13 protein-coding genes are annotated in these 19870 nt (G+C 49.7%); 1 reads left to right on the top strand and 12 read right to left on the bottom strand.

Annotation, left to right across the window (positions count from 1 at the left end; translation table 11 throughout):
• Positions 1-158 precede the first annotated feature (158 nt).
• Genes ACUZ8J_RS01095 through ACUZ8J_RS01085 form a run of 3 tightly spaced genes read right to left on the bottom strand, consistent with a single transcriptional unit; the run spans position 159 to position 11916 of the window.
• Positions 159-6308, bottom strand: coding sequence for a putative Ig domain-containing protein (locus ACUZ8J_RS01095; RefSeq protein WP_446692849.1), 6150 nt, complete (start codon positions 6306-6308; stop codon positions 159-161).
• Entirely contained in the window at positions 6274-11058 is a 4785-nt protein-coding gene (locus ACUZ8J_RS01090) for a DUF4347 domain-containing protein (RefSeq protein WP_446692848.1), read from the bottom strand. The genes ACUZ8J_RS01095 and ACUZ8J_RS01090 overlap by 35 nt, the downstream gene beginning before the upstream one ends.
• A 15-nt stretch (positions 11059-11073) precedes the next feature.
• Positions 11074-11916: a sulfotransferase family protein gene (locus ACUZ8J_RS01085; RefSeq protein WP_446692847.1), complete on the bottom strand. Its 843-nt coding sequence runs from the start codon at positions 11914-11916 to the stop codon at positions 11074-11076.
• A gap of 334 nt (positions 11917-12250) precedes the next feature.
• On the opposite strand from ACUZ8J_RS01085, the gene yrfG reads away from it, so the two are divergent.
• Positions 12251-12913, top strand: a complete 663-nt coding sequence (gene yrfG, locus ACUZ8J_RS01080; protein WP_446692846.1) for a GMP/IMP nucleotidase — start codon at positions 12251-12253, stop codon at positions 12911-12913.
• Between the two features lie 64 nt (positions 12914-12977).
• On the opposite strand, the gene ACUZ8J_RS01075 is transcribed toward yrfG, so the two are convergent.
• The 9 genes from ACUZ8J_RS01075 to gspF form a co-directional block, all read right to left on the bottom strand.
• The gene (locus ACUZ8J_RS01075; RefSeq protein WP_446692845.1) at positions 12978-13739 is read right to left on the bottom strand and encodes a type II secretion system protein N; all 762 of its coding nucleotides are present in this window, start codon (positions 13737-13739) and stop codon (positions 12978-12980) included.
• Between the two features lie 14 nt (positions 13740-13753).
• Positions 13754-14230, bottom strand: coding sequence for a type II secretion system protein M (locus ACUZ8J_RS01070; protein ID WP_011620998.1), 477 nt, complete (start codon positions 14228-14230; stop codon positions 13754-13756).
• A 1-nt stretch (position 14231) separates the two neighbouring features.
• Complete coding sequence (gene gspL / locus ACUZ8J_RS01065; protein ID WP_011620997.1) at positions 14232-15419, bottom strand: type II secretion system protein GspL; 1188 nt, start codon at positions 15417-15419, stop codon at positions 14232-14234.
• A 48-nt stretch (positions 15420-15467) separates the two neighbouring features.
• The gene (gene gspK, locus ACUZ8J_RS01060) at positions 15468-16466 is read right to left on the bottom strand and encodes a type II secretion system minor pseudopilin GspK (protein ID WP_011620996.1); all 999 of its coding nucleotides are present in this window, start codon (positions 16464-16466) and stop codon (positions 15468-15470) included.
• Positions 16463-17230, bottom strand: coding sequence for a type II secretion system minor pseudopilin GspJ (gspJ, locus tag ACUZ8J_RS01055; RefSeq protein ID WP_446692844.1), 768 nt, complete (start codon positions 17228-17230; stop codon positions 16463-16465). The genes gspK and gspJ overlap by 4 nt, the downstream gene beginning before the upstream one ends.
• Entirely contained in the window at positions 17211-17579 is a 369-nt protein-coding gene (gene gspI, locus ACUZ8J_RS01050; protein ID WP_011715428.1) for a type II secretion system minor pseudopilin GspI, read from the bottom strand. Before gspI ends, gspJ begins: the two co-directional genes overlap by 20 nt.
• Positions 17566-18138 (bottom strand): type II secretion system minor pseudopilin GspH, encoded by a 573-nt coding sequence (gspH, locus tag ACUZ8J_RS01045; RefSeq protein ID WP_446692843.1) that lies wholly within the window; start codon positions 18136-18138, stop codon positions 17566-17568. Before gspH ends, gspI begins: the two co-directional genes overlap by 14 nt.
• A 1-nt stretch (position 18139) precedes the next feature.
• Positions 18140-18574 (bottom strand): type II secretion system major pseudopilin GspG, encoded by a 435-nt coding sequence (gene gspG, locus ACUZ8J_RS01040; protein WP_011715426.1) that lies wholly within the window; start codon positions 18572-18574, stop codon positions 18140-18142.
• A gap of 70 nt (positions 18575-18644) precedes the next feature.
• A complete protein-coding gene (gene gspF / locus ACUZ8J_RS01035; protein ID WP_446692842.1) occupies positions 18645-19868 on the bottom strand; it encodes a type II secretion system inner membrane protein GspF in 1224 nt (407 codons plus the stop codon).
• Positions 19869-19870: the final 2 nt, after the last annotated feature.

Here is a 19870-nt window from a genome sequence, read left to right as displayed (position 1 = left end):
GAATTTAGTGCGGCTATTCCAAAGACCACCATCCAAGCCATGGGATTTAAATCACATACTCAGCCACGACAAAGGAGAAGCGGTTAAAACTTTCCGCTTTTTATCGCGAAAATTCACCAACAAAAAAGGGGCTAAGCCCCTTTTAATGTCGACATAAACTAAAACTGATAACGCAGATTGAGTTGATAGCTCAATAGGTCATTCGGTTCAATATCAATATATTGATAACCTAAGCCTACAGACCAAGCATCACTAAATTGGTAACTGAAACGCACTCCCGCATACCAATCGGTGCCATCTAAGTCGGTCTTGATCGTGGTATTCCCCATGGTACTGCTGATATCGGCTTGCCAATGGAACAAGCCAACGGGCACTTCAAAGCGCCAACTTTGATGCTGCAACAAGGTAAATCTCAAGCCCAACATAACCCCATCGGCAAGGACTGGAGTGACGGCTTTCACCAACTCATGGTATTGCTCCGGCGTTAGCGTTGCGCCCTTAATTCTCGCACTTCCTTCACCAAAATCGGCATAGCCCAGTTCTAACGCTACGGTCGGCGTCCATTGATAACCCAGACTCACCCCAAAAGCAGTATCCGAGTCATCGACGTTGAGGAGCTGTCCCTCTCCCACTTGGGTATTCAACTCAGGCAGTGTTTTATCGGCCTGAGCTTCGCCAATAAAACCCTCAACATACCAGTCTGTTGCCTGCGCCTGTTGCGTAACACTGAGCAATAACAGGCAGCCTAAGGCCAATCGCTGTAACTCACGGCGACGCAACATCGCGCATACCAAGATAAATGCCAACGCCCATAAGGTCATACTACCTCCTCCTGACTTATTATCGATAATGACCTCTTGATAGGCTTTCACTGTGATAAGCACTTGCCCCGTCGCTTCACCACCTTGGCCGTCGCTAATCCTATAGGTCACGGTATCCACACCATCGAATCCTGTTTTAGGGATATAGCGCAGTTTATTCGCCTCGATAGTCACAGTGCCTTGTTGAGCCGTCGCACTTAGCAGGGTCAACGTATTACCATCCACATCGGTGTCATTACTTAGCACATCGATAAGCAGGCTGGTACGATCATCGGTGGCGGCGCTGTCGTCGACAGTCACAGGTGCAGTGTTGCCATTCACCACTATCGTCAGCTCACTACTTGCCGTACCACCTTTGCCATCGGTAATGCTATACACCAACACATCGGTGCCGATAAAGTCTGCCGCCGGCATGTAACTGATCCGTTGATCCGCTAACACTGTGACAGTGCCAAACTCACTAATCACTTGTGTGACGCTCAAACTATCCCCATCGCTATCCGTATCGTTGGCAAGCACGTTCACATCAATACTCTGGTTCCAAGCAATTGCTGCCGAGTCGGGATTGGCGACAGGTAAGTGGTTACCATTGAGCATCACAGCAACACCACTTGGGTCAACAATAGTACGGTTAGCCACACCATCATCATCGTTAGGGCCGCCATCTTCGATGGTCAACTGCACACACCAATGGCCTTCAGTTAATCCCGGCGTCCAACGGCTATCCCCTGGTGGCGGGCAGAAACCACGTTCACCCTCGGTACTGGCAACAGTGTTGTTTGCATCAATTACAAAGTCTCGCCAGCCCGCTTGAGCATTGAACTTGCGGTAGACGGCATTCGCAGGAACAGGTGAGCGTTGTGGCAATACTAAGCTATAGCTTTGGCCCTGTTGTGGTAGGCCCGTGGCGATAAAGTCGAAAATACCGCCCACATTTGCGGCTAAAGCATCTTCTGCCACGGCTTCTGGCTGTAGCTGCACGCCGCTCTGTCCACGGCTTAGGGCAATATTCCCCAAACGTAAACAGACGCCCGCCTGCCCTTCGGCCAAGAAGTAGACTGGCTGCAATTCACCTTCAGGCATCACATTACAGTCGTTATTTGCATCCAAATAATCTGGGATGCCATCACGATCGCTGTCGCTATAGCCTTCTTGATCATCGGGAATTAAATCGCCATCCGTATCGGCACTCGTCAATGCGGCTAAACTTGGACGCACTACGATGTACACTGTTTCGGTACTCGACAGCACAGGCGAACCATCATCGGTCACCGTTAGGCTCACAGGATAAATCCCCGGTGACACCGCGGCTGGAGAGAATGTCATGCCTGTCGCATCCGCTTGCAAGCTTAACGCGCCGCTTGCCCACGTCAGCGTCAATGTATCTTGCTCATTGGCATCGGAGGCAGTGGCACGAATATGCACATCACCGCCATTTTGCGCGACAATGACTTGCTGCTGGCCAGCTTGAGTCACCGCTAAACTGACCTGTGGTGCAATATTGGCTTCGGTAATCACCACTTGAGTCTGCTGCTTACTACCAAGATTCAGGCTTGAATCTAGGCTGATAAGCACCTCTTCATTCCCTTCGGTCACACCATCGTTCAGAGTAGTAAAGTGGATTTCTGCCATTTGACCCGAGGTTATCTCGACAACACCATCAACCAAATCATGGTCGCTGCTATCGGCTGAACCGGATACTGTGTATGGAATACTCAATGGATAGTTTGGCGCCTCACCATTGAGGTGAACACTCACAGTCACTTGATTACCTTCAGCAACAACTTGATCTTTGCTCAGTGAAATCAATGGATTGACTTTGACCTTCTGCGCTTTAATCGCCTTATTACCCTCGCCATCCACTGCCTGCCAATAGGCTAAGTAGTTGCCAGGGGCGAAGAACAAGCTCTTATTCACCAGCGACACAGGTAATGGATGCCCATTACGGTCAACCGCCTTGGCAAAACCGAGTTTCACCCGCGTAAACAGACCAGTCGCATTTACCTCCACATCATCAGGTAGGGTGATCACGGGTTGATTCGCTGAGTCAGCGCCTTCAATCAGCACATTCACTTTGGCGGTTGCTCGGCCTTTGTTGCCATCGCTAATGGTATAACGCAGTGCAACAGGGCCTACATAAGCCTCGGGCGCGGTAAAACTGAGTCCATCCGAGGTGATTTGCACACTACCAATATCCGCAGTAGCACCATCAATGGTTAAGGTGTCACCATCAACATCCACATCGTTTGCCAACACCGCCAGCGAATAGGTGTCATTGGGGGTACTGGTTAAGGTATAGCTGTCATCGACAGCTTGAGGATCATCGTTCACTGGCGTAACCGTAATGGTGACTGTCGCAGGCTCTGAGCTTAACTCTGCATCTTTAGCGATAAAGCTAATAGAATCAGTACCATTAAAATCCTTCTCAGACGTATAGAGCCAGACACTACCATGTTGCTCTAAGGTACCAGAGGCAGGTTGCGAGGTGATCTCATAGGTCAGAGGATCATTATCGGCATCCTCAGCGGCAAGCGTGATCATCAGCGAACTATCTTCTTCTAGCGTTACTGTCTGATTGGTAGCAACTGGTGCATCGTTAACGTTTGCCACCGCAATCGTAAAGCTTTGGTCAATCGTCAGACCATCCCCGTCCGTGGCACGTAGCACCACCGCATGACTACCGACATTGGCGTTAGTTGGAGTACCACTCAGCACGCCCGTCGCCGCATTGAAGCTCAGCCAGCTTGGCAGTGTGACGGCGCTTAAGGTGAGACTGTCGCCTACATCGCTGTCCGTTGCCACCAAGGTGTAGCTATAGGCTGCATCTTGAGTGGCACTCGTTATTGCCGTCGAGCTGATGGTCGGTGCATCGTTGACGTTTGCCACCACAATCGTAAAGCTCTGGTCAATCGTCAGGCCATCCCCGTCCGTGGCACGTAGCACCACCGCATGACTGCCGACATTGGCGTTAGTTGGAGTACCACTCAGCACGCCCGTCGCCGCATTGAAGTTCAGCCAGCTTGGCAGTGTGACGGCGCTTAAGGTGAGACTGTCGCCTACATCGCTGTCCGTTGCCACCAAGGTGTAGCTATAGGCTGCATCTTGAGTGGCACTCGTTAACGCCGTTGAACTGATAGTCGGCGCATCGTTGACGTTCGCCACCACTATCGTAAAACTTTGGTCAATCGTCAGACCATCTCCGTCCGTTGCGCGTAGCACCACCACATGACTGCCGACATTGGCGTTAGTTGGAGTACCACTCAGCACGCCCGTCGCCGCATTGAAGTTCAGCCAGCTTGGCAGTGTGACGGCGCTTAAGGTGAGACTGTCGCCTACATCGCTGTCCGTTGCCACCAAGGTGTAGCTATAGGCTGCATCTTGAGTGGCACTCGTTAACGCCGTTGAACTGATAGTCGGCGCATCGTTGATGTTCGCCACTACTATCGTAAAGCTCTGGTCAATCGTCAGACCATCTCCGTCCGTGGCACGTAACACTACTGCATGACTGCCGACGTTAGCATTAGTTGGCGTACCACTCAGCACACCCGTCGCCGCATTGAAGTTCAGCCAGCTTGGCAGTGTCACGGCGCTTAAGGTCAGACTGTCGCCCACGTCGCTATCCGTCGCCACCAAGGTGTAGCTATAGGCCGCATCTTGGGTGGCACTGGTGAGTGCGGTTGAACTGATGGTCGGTGCATCGTTAACGTTTGCCACCACTATCGTAAAGCTCTGGTCAATCGTCAGACCATCTCCGTCCGTAGCGCGTAACACTACTGCATGACTGCCGACGTTAGCATTAGTTGGGGTACCACTCAGCACGCCTGTCGCCGCATTGAAGTTCAGCCAGCTTGGCAGTGTCACGGCGCTTAAGGTCAGACTGTCGCCCACGTCGCTATCCGTCGCCACCAAGGTGTAGCTATAGGCCGCATCTTGGGTGGCACTGGTGAGTGCGGTTGAACTGATGGTCGGTGCATCATTGACGTTCGCCACCACAATCGTAAAGCTCTGGTCTGCGGTTAAGCCATCAACATCCGTTGCTCGTAGCAATACCGCATGGTTACCCACGTTAGCATTAGTTGGGGTACCACTCAGCACGCCTGTCGCCGCATTGAAGCTCAGCCAGCTTGGCAGTGTGACGGCGCTTAAGGTCAGACTGTCGCCCACGTCGCTATCCGTCGCCACCAAGGTGTAGCTATAGGCCGCATCTTGGGTGGCACTGGTGAGTGCGGTTGAACTGATGGTCGGTGCATCGTTGACGTTCGCCACCACAATCGTAAAGCTCTGGTCAATCGTCAGACCATCTCCGTCTGTGGCGCGTAACACTACTGCATGACCGCCGACGTTAGCATTAGTCGGGGTACCACTCAGCACGCCCGTCGCCGCATTAAAGCTCAGCCAGCTTGGCAGTGTGACGGCGCTTAAGGTCAGGCTGTCGCCCACATCGCTGTCCGTCGCCACCAAGGTGTAGCTATAGGCCGCATCTTGAGTGGCACTCGTTAACGCCGTTGAACTGATGGTCGGTGCATCGTTGACGTTCGCCACCACTATCGTAAAGCTCTGGTCTGCGGTTAACCCATCAACATCCGTGGCGCGTAACACTACCGCATGGTTACCCACGTTAGCATTAGTTGGCGTACCACTGAGCACCCCCGTCGCCGCATTAAAGCTCAACCAGCTTGGGAGTGTGACGGCACTTAAGATGAGACTGTCACCCACGTCGCTGTCCGTCGCCACCAAGGTGTAGCTATAGGCCGCATCTTGAGTGGCACTGGTTAACGCCGTTGAGCTGATAGTCGGTGCATCGTTAACGTTTGCCACCACAATCGTAAAGCTCTGGTCAATCGTCAGACCATCCCCGTCCGTGGCACGTAACACTACTGCATGACTGCCGACGTTAGCATTAGTTGGGGTACCACTCAGCACGCCCGTCGCCGCATTGAAACTTAGCCAGCTTGGTAAGGTCACCGCGCTTAAGGTGAGACTGTCGCCCACGTCGCTGTCTGTCGCCACCAAGGTGTAGCTATAGGCCGCATCTTGAGTGGCACTGGTGAGTGCCGTTGAACTGATGGTCGGTGCATCGTTGACGTTCGCCACCACAATCGTAAAGCTCTGGTCTGCGGTTAAGCCATCAACATCCGTGGCGCGTAACGCTACCGAATGGTTACCCACGTTAGTGTTAGTCGGGGTACCACTCAGCACGCCTGTCGCCGCATTGAAGCTCAGCCAGCTTGGCAGTGTCACGGCGCTTAAGGTGAGACTGTCGCCCACGTCGCTGTCTGTCGCCACCAAGGTGTAGCTATAGGCCGCATCTTGAGTGGCACTGGTGAGTGCCGTTGAACTGATGGTCGGTGCATCGTTGACGTTTGCCACCACAATCGTAAAGCTTTGGTCTGCGGTTAAGCCATCCACATCCGTTGCTCGTAACGCTACCGAATGACTGCCCACGTTAGCATTAGTTGGCGTACCACTGAGCCCCCGTCGCCGCATTAAAGCTCAACCAGCTTGGGAGTGTGACGGCACTTAAGATGAGACTGTCACCCACGTCGCTGTCCGTCGCCACCAAGGTGTAGCTATAGGCCGCATCTTGAGTGGCACTGGTTAACGCCGTTGAGCTGATAGTCGGTGCATCGTTAACGTTTGCCACCACAATCGTAAAGCTCTGGTCAATCGTCAGACCATCCCCGTCCGTGGCACGTAACACTACTGCATGACTGCCGACGTTAGCATTAGTTGGGGTACCACTCAGCACGCCCGTCGCCGCATTGAAGCTCAGCCAACTTGGCAGTGTCACGGCGCTTAAGGTGAGACTGTCGCCCACGTCGCTGTCCGTCGCCACCAAGGTGTAGCTATAGGCCGCATCTTGAGTGGCACTCGTTAACGCCGTTGAACTGATGGTCGGTGCATCGTTGACGTTAATCACTCTCAGATCAAAGGGAGGAAGACTGGCAGACAGTGAACCATCAGAAACACTGATCACAATACCGTTAATCACACCCACATCTTGATTAGAAGGTGTGCCAGATAAAGCTCCCGTTACGCTATTAAAGGTCAGCCATGAAATAGTCTGATTAATACTAAACGTTAGACTATCTCCAAGGGAATCAGTCGCTACTGGCGCGAAGTTATATAACGCACCTTGGTTAACGGTTAACGTTGGTGTGCCATTAATGACTGGTGCGCCATTGGGTTTTACTGTGTTACTTGCCGCTGAAGCACTACCTAAACCAGCCGAATTTGTCGCAGCTACAGTAAATGAATAGGAAGTTCCATTGGTTAATCCCGTAATTGTGATGGGTGAAGAAGCACCCGATGCGGTAATACCACCAGGAGTAGAGACTAAGGTATATCCCGTAACTGCTGTACCACCACTAAATCCTGGAGCGGTAAAACTCACCAAGGCTTGAGCATCACCCGCTGTCGCCGTGCCAATGACTGGCGCACCAGGAACAACAGCATTCACTGTAAAGGAACGACTAACTTGAGTCGCTGGTAAATAACTGGCGTTACCAGACTGATCTGCATTAATAGTACAAGTTCCCGCAGTGACGAATGTCACAGCACCAAGGCTTGTGATCGTACAGACACCAGTTGTGGATGAAGTAAAGGTCGGTGACAAACCAGAATCAGAAGTCGCACTAAACATTGGTGACGAACCAAAGTTCTGCGCACCGGGGTTATTGAAAGTAATGATCTGAGTCGCTTTGGGGGTTATCGAGTTGGATGCTGCTGATGCAGGACCAGTTCCTGCTGAGTTATTAGCAGTGACAGTAAAAGTATAAGCCTGCCCGTTAGTTAAACCCGACACTACTATCGGTGAACCTGAACCATTAATTGGTGCAACATCCGCAGGGCTGACTGTTACTGTATAACCTGTAATACTCGTGCCACCAGTATTGACCGGAGCGGTAAAGGCCACACTTGCCTGAGCATTCCCAGCCGTCGCAGTTACACTTGTAGGAACACTAGGCAATGCAGGATTAACTGTAAAGGTTTGGGAAACTTGAGTTGCAGGCAAGTAGGATGAATTACCCACTTGGTCAGCGTTAATGGTACAAGAACCAGCCGTAACGAACGTCAGGGTTCCGCCCGTTGTGATAGTACAAACCCCTGTAGTTGATGAAGTAAAAGTCGTTGTTAACCCTGAGTCGGATGTCGCGACTAAAGTTGGCGAGGAACCAAAACTCTGTGCACCAGGATTCGTAAAAGTAATTGTCTGAGGTGACACTGGAGTAACAGAATTGGACGCTGCGGAAGCAGAACCTGTCCCGACAGAGTTGGTCGCGGTAACGGTAAATGTATAGGACACTCCATTTGTCAAACCAGTAACAGCAATTGGCGAGCTGGTTCCTGATCCAATAAAACCACCGGGATTAGAGGTAACTGTATAACCCGTAACCGCTGCACCGCCATTACTTACAGGAGCGGTAAAGCTAACCGATGCTTGAGTATTCCCCGCGGTTGCAGTACCGATTGTTGGTGCCGTCGGTGTTACCGCATTAACAGCAAACGAACGCGTAACCGTCATAGCGGCATTAGTCGCAGCGTTACCGGATTGATCGGCATCTATAGTACAAGTACCGGCAGTGACAAAGGTAAGCGCGCCACCGGAAGTGATAGTACAAACGCCTGAGGTTGACGACGAGAAACTTACTGTCAGTCCTGAATTAGAAGTCGCCGTCAGCGTTGGTGTAGCACCAAAGTTATAATTGGCAGGTTGCGCAAAAGTAATGATCTGATCAGCTTTCGGAGTTACTGCATTTGAGCTCCCTGATGCCAAGCCAGTTCCAATAGCATTGGTCGCAGTTACAGTGAAGGTATAGGCAGTACCGTTGGTTAATGATCCAACTGTAATGGTGCAGGCTGCAGGACCAGCACAGTTTCCTGTCGCCCCTCCAGGATTAGCTGTTGCGGTGTAAGTGGTAATATCCGAACCACCATTACTGCCAGGAGCTGTGAAGGTCACGTTTGCTTGACCATCCCCCGCTGTAGCCGTACCTATCGTAGGTGCATTTGGTGCAGTAGGAATTGCGACCGTGTGGGTTGTACCGCTGCTATAGGCTGCAGGACCTGAATTACCTGCGGCATCTGAAATGTTTGTTGAACCGTTCAGATTGAGCTTGATCGAGCCATTCCCACTGATACCACTGACCGTCACTGTCACACTGGAACCTGTACTAGCAGACACACTGGCAATTGTGCCCATTGCACCGCCAGTTGCTACTAAGCTGAAATCATCGGTGGAAATATTGTTCACTGACTCACTGAAGTTCACCGTGAAATCCACACTGGTATCAGTTGATACTGCTCCACCACTGGGGGCGATACTCGTCACCGAAGGTGTCACCGCGTCAATCACTATCGCTGTATTCGCACCTAAGGAGTTTGCTGCTCCAGGCGATGCAAGAGTTAAAGTCGCATTGTTACCTGCAGCATCTTTAATTGTACCGCCATTGGGTGCAAGGGAATTTGTTGCCACATAATCCAGATCGCTGGAGATATCTCCCGCTTGTACTGTGTAACTGAATGTGAGCGAACTAGTACCTGTCCCACTCGAATAGTTCACAGTCCTATTACTTGATCCATTTTCCAGCGTCAGTTGTGGCGTACCGGTCACATTAACTGTTTCACTGAAATTCACCTGGATACTAATCACATCACCAGCTTTATAAGTGCCACTGCTTGTGCTTGAAGTGACCGATGACACAGTAGGCACCACGCCATCTATGACGATGTTTTTATTGGCCCCTAGAGAGTTGGCAGCACCCGGAGATGGTAATGTCAGTGTTGCATTATTGGCCGCAGCATCTTTTATAGAACCGCCGTTGAGCGACAGGGGATTCGTTGTCACATAATCCAAGTCGGACGTAGTATCCCCTGCCTGAACCGTATAATTGAAGAGCAGTGCACTTGTCCCTGTACCACTTGAATAATTCACTACCCTATCTGTTGAACCAGTTTCAAGGGTTAACTGTGGAGTGCCAATAACGTTTACAACCTCACTAAAGTTCACCCGAACACCAATAACATCACCCACTTTGTACGTAGCATTTGCGACACTCGAACTCACTGAATTTACTGTTGGCGGCGTATTATCCGGATCGGGCACGGTAAATGAGGTGATACCCGATAAACCAGCACAACTAGAGAGTTTAATAACAAACTTATCGATAGCTATTCCGCTAAAAGCGGACATATTAATATCTGTTTTAAAGTTCGTAGGATCTGGAGGATTGCTAGTCGACGAAACAACTAATGAGTTACTGTTATAGCCATAAACCTTGTTAGTTGGACAAGTCCCACCGCCTATTTGAAGCTGGCTGAGATTAAAAACTCCGTTATTGCCTGTCACGGTAATAGTGTGTGTAGGTGAAAGTGAACTTGAGTAACCAACTTGTCCATTTGGGCCACAAAACAATGAATTAGGAGAGGTTGTAATGGTGTAGTGTGTATCTGTAGAAGTGATATTGGCTGCGTTGGAAACATATGTGCTAGGGCAAAAACTCCTTGGCGTATACTGACCTAAGACCGCAGAAAAATCCTTAAGCGCTTTTTCGGTAAAGGCCAGTTCAGTCTCAATATGACCGCGCTGAATCTCTAAGTTCCAGTCACCATGTTGCCGTGCATCTCCAGTTAAATTGTTTGATGCAGCCACATCCAGATGAGTGTTGTGCTGAACTATATCCAGCAACTCCTCACCAGCAGCATTTGCCGCTAACTCACAACCGTAAAACAGCAGGTCACCACCTTCGCGTACTGCACCATTTAAGGCAGCGAAAACCTCCACTTCTTTCTTGATATTCTCGGCAGTGATATGAGAGTTACCGAGTAATAAGGCCCCCTCTTGCGCATGGGAGACAATGTGAATTGCAGTAAGGTCATGATATTTAGCGAGAATAGTCTTTAGTTGACGTACCCCAGATTGGCTCGAATCGATTTCAACAATATCAATCCCGGGTTTAAGGCCACGATAAAAGAGTTGTTTGTCCGGTACAGCAGAATCAATAACCACCAACTCCTTAACGAGGTAGGCACCAATTATATCTAGGTCGTTAGCCTTTTCAGGCGCTAATCCGCGTAGCACCTTTGAAGATGCAGCAGTGCTTACTGGAAGTGGGTTTCCTTGAGCCGTAGCCGAAAGATACGAACGTGAATAACCAGAAGAAAGCTGCACGGGCGCGCCATAAAGCCCAAAGGGAAGCAACAGAGAAGACAACCCGGTAAGAATTTTGTTTGCCATAGTACTCTAAGTTCCTTAGTTTTTAACTGGTATTACTGGCGACTTTTTACTGGCAATAATATTGGCTGCAGTGCCAGTAGTATCCAGCCAGAAGTCCATTTCTTGGTACTTCACAAATAAATCCGGCGGCAAAATGCTGCGCCGACTTTTAAACTCCACCTTTCTACCAACGTTATGTAAACCTTTTACACCTAGGTTTTGATCAAACTCATTCTCTGAATAATCGACATTATCGAAATCATGCGCAAACAAAGGCTCGCCAATAAAGCGGTAAATTAATTCTAGAGTGCGAGCAGGATGCTGAGTCAGCAGATCGTAATCCACCAATAACAATCGCTCTGAATATTCGCCGTAATAAGCCTCTTTTAATGCCGTCCAAGCGGCCCCCACACTACCACCAGTATTAATAAGAGCTTCGCAGCGGCTATATACGGTTTGGCGAGTAGCTGCGTTAAACATCCGACTGTAGTCAAAGGGGTTTTTACGGTAAATTTTTTCAAAGCTATCCATAATCCATGCAGGATTTCGCACACAACAAATCACTTTAAAATCATCAACTAATTCAACTAACTGATGAAGACGCGCTGTCCATAGACGATTGGTATCAAAAATAACTGCTTGGCTTTTATCGCTGTAGTAGGCATCGATCAATGCTCGACAAATGGCTTTGCGCTTTTGTTCATCAAAAAAGGAATAGCTTTCACTTCCTGCGCCCATTTGCTCCAAGGCGCCATTCACAAGTCCCGCAACAGGACTACTCATAGCAGCGTGAAAACGTGGATTTTGCCTCAATATTCCCGCAAGCAGCGTGGAGCCAGAACGAGGTAAACCCGAAATAAAATGTAATTGAGCCGCCATTCAATCCCTTGCTTTCTGAAATCATTATTTATATAGAAATGTCAAAGCGTACGACTAAGACACCTAACCATAATCTGGGTGAAAATAAACTTATGTGGATAAATGAACTTCTTACCCACACAATCTAGGGCAGTTATCCAAAGCAGTGTTGAATTCACGGTATAATCATTTCGACTTACCGATTTCAACCTGCAAAATTTAACCAACAATAAACAAAATAGACACCAAATAAGGATAGTGCAAAACAAATACAAAACATCTGAAAACATATTTTATCGTTCGGAATATATTCGCCACTTTTTGTTGGACAAATAGCAACCACACAGGACATCCCATGTTTGACTGGAAGAAGATTGATACTGTACTGCTCGATATGGATGGCACCCTGCTCGACCTGCACTTTGACAACCATTTTTGGCTGAGTCTGGTGCCGCAGGAGCTGAGCAAGCAACGGGGATTAAGCCAGTGCCAGGCACAACAACTGGTGGAACAAGCCTACGGCAGAGTCGCGGGCACGTTAGACTGGTATTGCCTCGATTATTGGCAGTCCGAGCTGCAGCTCGACATTATGGGGCTTCACCGTAACTTAGTTGACCGTATCCAGCTGCGCCAAGACAGTATGCCTTTTCTCGATGCCCTCGCCGCCGCAGGGAAAAAACGTATCTTAGTCACCAATGCCCACCCTAAGAGTCTTGCGCTTAAGCTGGAGCACACTGAACTGGCGAACGGCTTAGATGCGATGATTTCAAGCCATGAAACGGGTTATCCCAAGGAACACCCACAATTTTGGCAAACGCTATTTGAAAAATTCGCCCTAGTGCCAGAGCGCTGCCTGTTTATCGATGATAGCGAGCCGATTTTGAATGCGGCGCGCTTAGCGGGCGTGGGGCATCAACTGGGGATTAGCAATCCCGATAGCCAAAAACCGGCTAAAACCTTCAATGATTTTCCGGCTATTAGCGACTATCGCCTGCTGTTTGCCGATCTGGCGGGTTAATCCCTTAAAATACAAAAGGCACCCTAAGGTGCCTTTATCGAATCATGCACGAGCTTTTCTAAGATTAAAGCCCTGGAATACGGCCTTGATAAACTACAGGGAAGTAACCATCGCTACCACGCTTGCCGAGCATACCGAGGGATTTACGCATATCTTCTGGCTGTTCGTTGGTTTCTTTAATTTTAGCGGCAACCTTGACCATATTGCCTTCGTCTAGTTGTAACGTGCCGATAATCCCCAACTGGTTTTTACTCTCATCGGTGGCAAGCTGGGCTTTACCCTCAACACAACTCAGCCCCAACTCGATATTACCCAGAGGATAATTGCCGAATTGGTTCTTCACATTGGTTTGATTTAAAAACAACTTACCCGATAACTGCTCGCACCAAGGTTTACCTTGTTCTAGGGTTTCCACCAGCAAGCTGACTTCACCGTTAATTTCGGTTCTAAAGGGCAGTTTTGCATTGCCAATCAAGAAACTATCGGGCGCTTCAAAACGCAATCCTTGAGCGCTGATACCGCCCATTGACCAAGTGATTACCCCTTTGGCACTCACTGGGGTTGCACGGCTACCTACTTGAAAATCCAGCTTCACTTTACCTAAAAACAACGCCCAAGGGCTCAGCTCCCAGCGTACTTGTTCCAATTGGCGTTGCTGCAGATTTAAGGTTTCAATGCTGCCAGACCAAATACTGCCACTCACGCCAGAAATCCCCACATTTGCAGGCAGTGGTGCGAGGCGCACAGCAACACTGGCGGGAAATAACGCCAGTAAAAACACTAAATAAACCAGTACACCTATAATGATTTTTTTTATCAAACTCACAGCTACACCTTAACCTATTGCGCTAGTTGGATACGTCTTACTTTGACATAGCCAGCCGCGTCGGCCTCTGCCAAATCAACACTCTCAAGTGATAGGCCTTTTTTCTGCACTAAGTCACTCAAATAATTGAGTAAGGCATCGAATGGCACATCATCCATCCACACTTGGATTTTATCGCCCTGGGGCTGCATACGAGTGATCACTAATCCGTAAGTGCCCGCCGTTTGGTTAACGACCGAGCTTAAGCTGCCTGACATTGTCGGTTTAGCGCCGCTTTGTTTTAAGCCAGCGATTTTATTCGCCGTTTGCTTTACATAGGTCAGTGTCTGCTGCTGCGCCGTTAGGTTGCGAAGAGCATTGGCTTCGGCATTGGCAATGGGTGTCCAGATACCCCAGTAAAACACGCCGATCACTAAGAAAACGGCGCCGAATCCGACTATTTGCTGCTCGCGCGATGCAAGCCCTTGCCACCAAGTCCGCAAATTATCCATCTTATTTGCTCCTCAAGGTTAAGGTACTGGTGACCTGATCTTCACCGCTGTTCATCGTACCGCCATCCATTTGGAAGCGACGGCCGACTATCTCTTTAAACTTCTCAATTTGCGCGTAATTCTTGGCCGTAACTTGCATGCGGATTTCATTACGGGCGCTCTCAAATCTTAGGGTATTTGGTTTCAGCTCAGGCACTTGTTTAAAGGCGTCCTGCAAACCATCGAGCATCGCAAAAAACTCAGCACCACTACCTTGGCCTTGGAGTGCGCGCAGCTGGCTTTCCATCTGCGAACGTAAATTCACAATGCGTGAGTTCCCCGGCACCACTTGTTGATAAATAGCCTCACTCTGTGCCTTCAAATCGGCAATCTGGCCATTCACCTGATGGATAGTTAAGCCCTTATTGACTAAGGACAAGACAATGGCAACGCCTAACACGATTGCGGCATTTTTCCATTGCAACAGATGCTTACTGTATTCGCGCTTCGGCGTATACACACCCGTGAGTAAGTTGATGGGCGCATGTAAAATACCGCGCGCTAGCACCAACATAGGCAAATCGAGCGGCTGTGGCTTAAGTTCAACGCCGTCCAGCTCCATTTCAGTGTAACTGGCGACCGACACTTCGTCGGCCTGCGCCGTCAGTTGCTTCATCGCGACTGGCAGCCAAGGTAAAGGCAGGCTATGGCCGGTTCCTAATCCTGTACGCAGTAATAACTCGTTACCGAAACGCATTGCCGCCCATTGGCATTCCTGCAATGGCAAGGCGAGGCAATCGGGCACGATACGCTTCACTTTTAAACCTGCTTCGGCCAAACAGCTAAGCCAAGTTTGCATTTGCTCATGGGCAACGGCTACCACGCTGAGGGCATCGCCATTGCGTGGGCCAACGGTAAAGTGCATTGCATCCACATCATCGGCGATGGTTTCTTCCAGCATAAAAGGCAGGGCTTTTAAGGCTTGGCGTTGGCCTTTTTCGGGCAGATTCACGCTGGTGAGCGTCATGGCGGAGGCTGGCACCAATACATCGATAGGCCGATTTCCCGCGCGCTCGGTTAAGGTTGATAAACCTTGGGCGTTGGCAAGTTCACCAGAGGCGATAATTTCTTGTTCTTGTTCGGACCAAACCAGCCAAGAGCATGCCTGCTCTGCGGTTCTGCCTAAGCGAATAAATAGCCGTTCACTCACAGTTTTTCTCCACCAGCTTCCATCTTAAAAGATTGAGCTTGTTTGCTATTATTTTTGTCCACCAAACTGACGGGTGAGCACATCCATTTTGTTACCGCTGCTCTTTTTGAGCACGCTCTCCATTCTAAAAATGGCGTTGTCGACCTTTGCGCCCGAGGCGAGGAGGAAGTACTGACTGTCCACCACAAAACTGGACTTCATCGCATCTTCCCATTTAATCGACCCCATTGAGGAGGATTCATAAAAATCATCGATCTTGGCAAAACCATCGCCGGGGCGTTGGTTGATAATGCTTTCGGCCTCGCCAACCGAAATCTGATTATCCAGCATGGCCGCCAGCAGCGCTGCTTGCTCAACCTCTATGGTGTTCACGTTTAACAGTTGTCTGTCATTCCCTGGAATGACGCAAATATAAGGCAATAATTTCAGATAAATATCTTGGGTATAACCTATCACCGCCCGCAACTCACTCCTGTGATTCATCAGGGTATTTGCGGCGCGATATGGCACATTTCGTGCCTCGTACTCGGCATCTTCGGCGCCATATGGGCTCGCGACCGTGTCCTCGTCGATATAATCCTTGAGGGTTTGGGTCAGATGATCCGCGGTAAAATCATCCATCCCTAAACTCACTAATAACGCTTTGTATTGCTTTGCCGCTAACGGCAATTTAGGTTGACCGTTTTCCACATCTTTTGTGGTGACGGACAAGGCATTTAAGTTAAAACACGAACGCATATCGGTGATCTTGCCTGCAATCTCACCATATTCCGCCGGAAATACCACGTCGCTCATGGCCCAATATTGTTGCTTGTGTACCCGGCCTTCCGAATCGTCTAAGTCCTGTTTGAGGATCTTTTTCGCCAGCTCTTCAGCGGAAATCGCGTACCAATAGGCCTGATCGTACTGGGCTAAATTTAAGGTGCGGCGCATCGACAACTGATTTCGGCTGGTAATATTGGTGGCGATAATCACCACCATAGCCACGATCAACAACACCACAATCAGCGCGACACCACGTTGTTTAGTCGGACTTCGCTTTATCATGCGCCATCCTCATTACCTGGGTCACCTTTGCCGGGATCTTCTTCACCGTTACCCGAGCCATCGCCGTTATTGTCTTGGTCGCCGTTGTCGTCTTTATTGTCATCGGCGTTATCGTTCTTGTTGTCCTCATCATTGGACTTTTCTGGCGCCGCCGCGCCCAAGGGCAACATAAACTTACGTTGAATTTTGCCTAAGCCTTCAATCTCAATTTCCATGGCGATGGCTTTGGGTAACTTGGTCGCTTCGACCTTACGCTCCCATTTGTCCTCCATAAAGAAGGAATACTCGACCGAGAGCACCTTATCGATAAGCACAGTCTTCATTGGCTCGGCGCCAAACTCGGGTTCGGGATACGGAAAGTACCAACGCTCTAATTTTCCTTCGCGCACCACGTAGGCAACTGACTGTATGCTGCCACGGGGCAATATGCCGTCGGGGTTGAGCCAGCCTAAGCGGTAAAACACTAAGGCCTCTGATTCCGAATCTAAAATATCGTTACCCGTTTGGAAGACTGTGGTACCACGGCCGCCTTCGAGTAATCTGGGTGTCCGCGCCACCATCTGCCCAAGGTCGCGCTCAATCGCGCCAAAGCCTTGCTGCAATGCCTTTAAACGCACCGAGAAGTTACGGGTCACTTCATCGTTGGTCAGCACAGTGCTTAATACCGCATTGGCGGCTAAACCTAACATGGCAAAAATCGCAATCGCGATCAGCATTTCCAGCAGGGTAAATCCCTTATGAGCCTTAGTTTGTTTTAAGGACATAACTGCTCACTTGTGCTGCAATACGCTGATAACGCTCATCTTCACTGACACTAATGCGGATCATGCGAAAGTTATCATCCGTGGTTTTCACCACTTCTTTGCGCCAGTACCAATCCTTACCCGCGAGTTCAACCTGCCCTTCTTTTTTGCCTAATTCGGGAAATTGCGGGTCGAGTCTGGCGTCGACCATTTGATTATCCGCCACCCATTGGGCAAGAGTGCGTGACTCCAGAATCGGCATATTCGCCATCTGTTCACCTAAGCTTTTGGTGATAGAGACGGCGGCAATGGCAAATACCGCCAAGGCCACAATGACTTCGAGTAGGGTCATACCCTTAGCGTATTTCATCGGGTCGCCCTAGGGTTAAACGGCCAAGGGCATCGCCCACCACTAACACATCGAGTGGCCCCTTGTCGGTCTTGGTCATAAAGCTCAGCTCGAAGGCGCTCATTTCACCACTCGGGAACAGCAAAATCTGCGGCTCTGGGTGCTTTTTCTTATCTTCCGCAGAAGGCTCGATTAAGGGCTCGTCGAACCACGACTCGTCCTTCTCATCCTCCTGCACTAAGGGTAAACCGTCGAGCACCAGATTCAGCGCGATGCCGGGTTCCATTTGTTTTTCAGACAGAATTCTGTCCTTCTCCAATGGATTCCATTTACCATCTTTATAATAAACAAACTGATAACTGGTTTTTTCCACCACGATACCGATAAATTGACCGCTCAATACGGTTTCGTCCAACACTAGCTCTGTGGCGGCGATAAATTGCTGCGCATTTTTTTCCAGCGCCTGTTGTGGGCCTGAATTGCCAATAGACATAGTCACCGCTGCCGCGGTGAGTCCCATTAACAAAATCACCAGCATCACCTCCATCAAGGTGAAGCCGGCGTGGCGCAGCGTTAACATCTTATTGGAAGTTCTGTAAGTTCCAGTTACCGATATCGTCTTCGGTACCTGGCTGACCATCTGGGCCTGCACTAAAGATATCTAACTTGCTGTTTTCGCCTGGGCTTAACAGTAAGTAGTTATTGCGCCATGGATCCTGTGGTAAACGCTTCACATAGCCTTCTTCACGGTAGTTACGTGGCTCGGGTGAAATTGTTGGTTTTTGTACTAAGGCTTCTAAACCTTGTTCAGTCGTTGGATAAACACCGTTATCTAACTTGTACATATCTAAGGCGTTTTCGAGCGCCACTATGTCAGATACCGCTTTCTGTTGGTCGGCTTTATCTTTGTTGCCCATCAGGTTTGGCACCACCATAGATGCCAAAATACCGAGGATAACGATTACCACCATCACTTCGAGTAAGGTAAAACCCTTGTGCTTTTTGTTCATTTGCATCGACTACATCTCCTAGAAAAACCTGCGCCATCTCTGAGTCCAAAGAGGCAATAATCCATAAATTTAAAAACTAGCCACTAATCAAATTGTTCAGTGCCAAAATAGGTTGCAGAATGGCCATCACGATAAAGAGTACAACCCCCGCCATGCTCACCACCAACATGGGCTCGAACACGCCCAGCGCCAGTGTAACATTACTCTCAAATTCCCTATCTTGGTTATCCGCAGCACGCTCAAGCATTTCCTCGAGCTGACCACTCTTCTCCCCCGAGGCGATCATATATAACATCATCGCTGGGAATAGCTTAGTGTTAGTCAACGCTGCACCTAGGCTAGTTCCTTCCCGTACGCGCGCCGTGGCATCATCCACTGCCGCTCGCACCCGCACATTTTGCAACACTTCGCTGGCAATGCGCATCCCATCTAACAAAGGTACCGAACTGGCGGATAAAATACTCAAGGTTCGCGCAAACCGCGCGGTATTGAGGCCTTTACTCACTCGGCCAATCACCGGCATTTTTAGCAAAAACGTATGGTATTTCATCTTGAAAATCGGTGACTTGAGTAGACGCTGGAACACCACCAGCAAAATACCGATCGCCAAGATAACAAACAGACCATAGTGTTGAACAAAGTCTGAGGCGGCAATTAAGAAACGGGTCGTCGCCGGTAACTCGGCGCCCATATGCTCAAATTGGCCAACCACTTTTGGCACCACTGCGGCCAATAACACTGATACCACCCCAATGGCGACAATCGTTAGCATAATGGGGTAAATCATCGCCTGTTGCAGTTTGGACTTCAGTTGCTGGCGGCGCTCGGTGTAATCGGCTAAGCGGTTCAGCACCACTTCTAAGTGGCCGGATTTTTCACCCGAGGCCACCATGGCGCGGTACAAGTCATCGAAAATATGCGGAAATTCGGCAAGAGAGTCGGCCAAACTATAGCCCTCCACCACGCGGGAGCGCACCGCCATGATCATGCTGGCTAAGCGCGCCTTCTCACATTGCTGGCCGACCGCCTTGAGACACTCCTCAATCGGTAAGCCCGCCGCAACTAGTGTGGCGACTTGACGGGTGATTAACGCTAACTCCGCCACCGAAATCCCGCGTTTAAAGGGCGAGAATCCGGTGCCTTTTGCCTTGGCTTCCTTTTCGGTGACCGGCAAAATCTCCAGCGGCATCATGCGTTGGTCACGCAGCTGACTACGGGCATGTCTGGCGGTATCCGCCTCAATCACCCCTTTTAGCTGTTTTCCCTTGGCGTCCAGCGCCTTATATTCAAATGCTGGCATAG

The sequence above is a fragment of the Shewanella sp. Koi 1 genome (genome assembly GCF_052907445.1).
The sequence above is the reverse complement of the archived record's forward strand: the minus strand, read 5'-3'. Positions and strand labels throughout refer to the sequence as shown.